Source organism: Tabrizicola sp. (assembly GCF_030694085.1).
GTDB lineage: Bacteria > Pseudomonadota > Alphaproteobacteria > Rhodobacterales > Rhodobacteraceae > Tabrizicola.
Window position 1 is genome coordinate 1 of the sequence record NZ_JAUXZE010000040.1, and the last position, 1,212, is coordinate 1,212.

Sequence of the window (1,212 nt, forward strand, 5' to 3'; positions counted from 1 at the left end):
CGTGAGCTCGGCGATGGCCTCCGCCCCAGCATCGCCTGCAGGCTCCGTCGGACGGGCGCGCAGTTCGGCAAGTTCGGCTTGCAGGGTGGCAAGGCTTTCCATCAGGGCTTGCTCGGTTTCCGAAGGACCGGTTTCCGCTGGTGGAGCCGGCACCGGTTCCTCGATCGGCATGGGGGCCAGATCCCCAAAACCGGTGCCGGTCGTCTGGAACTCCTCTGGTGCGGCGGTCGGCATGGGAGCAGGTGGCGCGGGTTGAAGTGCCACCCAGGCCAACCCGCCAATTGCCGCGATCCCACCGACGCCGAGAAGTGCGGCCATGGGTGATGGCCGCGCGCGGCCGGATTTCTTCGCGCTCGTGCCTTCAAGGGCCGCAAGGCGTGCCGCGAGGTCTTCGGTGTCCTGGCTCATGACGTTGCCTCGCGGCCCATGTCTTGGACGCAGACCTCGTCTTCGCCGAGACGCAGAACCCACTGGCGGTTCACGCCAGCGACGCGGATGACACCATCCTCGAGCGCTGTGCTGTTCACCGCCCGCTCGCCGCCATTGGCATATCGGAAGATCGCAGGGACCGGCGCGTTCCGTGCGAAGCGGAAATACGTGAAGGTGCCGTCATCCCAGATGGCCGTAGGTGTGAATTCCTCAGTCGCGCTGACCGCATAATTCGCGTTCGGCGCATCGGCCGCGACGGCCCGCGCGGGCTGCACATTTGCGTCGGGATAGCGGAACTGCACCACGTAATGGGGGGTCTCCCGCGCCTCGACGATGTGGAAGTAGTAGGAGCGGCGGTTCGTGTAGACGGTGATGTTGGTCGCGACGCCCGAGGCAGTGGGCTTGATCGCGAAGGCACGCCCGCCCGGCACGCCGTCGAACTGGAAGCCCACCGTGTCGCCCGCGATGATCGAGCGAATGGTCTCGCCCTCGCCGAACTCGACGGTGGTGACCCGTGTCAGGGTGGTGACGATGCGGTAGACTTGCCCCTCGGTCCAGGTGGCAACCCGGACGCGGTTGTCATGAGAGCCGGGGCGCGGCGTGGTCTCGGCGAGGGCCGCGGGAGCCGCCATGGCCAACGCGCCAGCGATCAGAAGGGCGGAAACGGGAAACATGATCATTCGGAACGGTCCGATCGGATGGCATATTGGGTGACAGTGAAGCCGAAAGGGTTTTGCCAGACATCGTCGATCGAGCGGGTCTGTTCGGGTTGGAAGGCAAACA

At 65.8% G+C, this 1,212-nt stretch carries 2 protein-coding genes and 1 pseudogene; all 3 read right to left on the reverse strand.

The features are described from left to right. Positions 1-408, reverse strand: a pseudogene (locus Q8M85_RS10495) (conjugal transfer protein); the annotation flags it as partial. After that, positions 405-1,109 (reverse strand): TrbG/VirB9 family P-type conjugative transfer protein, encoded by a 705-nt coding sequence (locus Q8M85_RS10500; RefSeq protein ID WP_371135229.1) that lies wholly within the window; start codon positions 1,107-1,109, stop codon positions 405-407. The gene Q8M85_RS10500 and the pseudogene Q8M85_RS10495, both read right to left, overlap by 4 nt. Next, positions 1,106-1,212 (reverse strand): VirB8/TrbF family protein (locus Q8M85_RS10505; protein WP_371135230.1); only part of this gene is annotated, 107 nt, incomplete at its 5' end. The genes Q8M85_RS10500 and Q8M85_RS10505, both read right to left, overlap by 4 nt.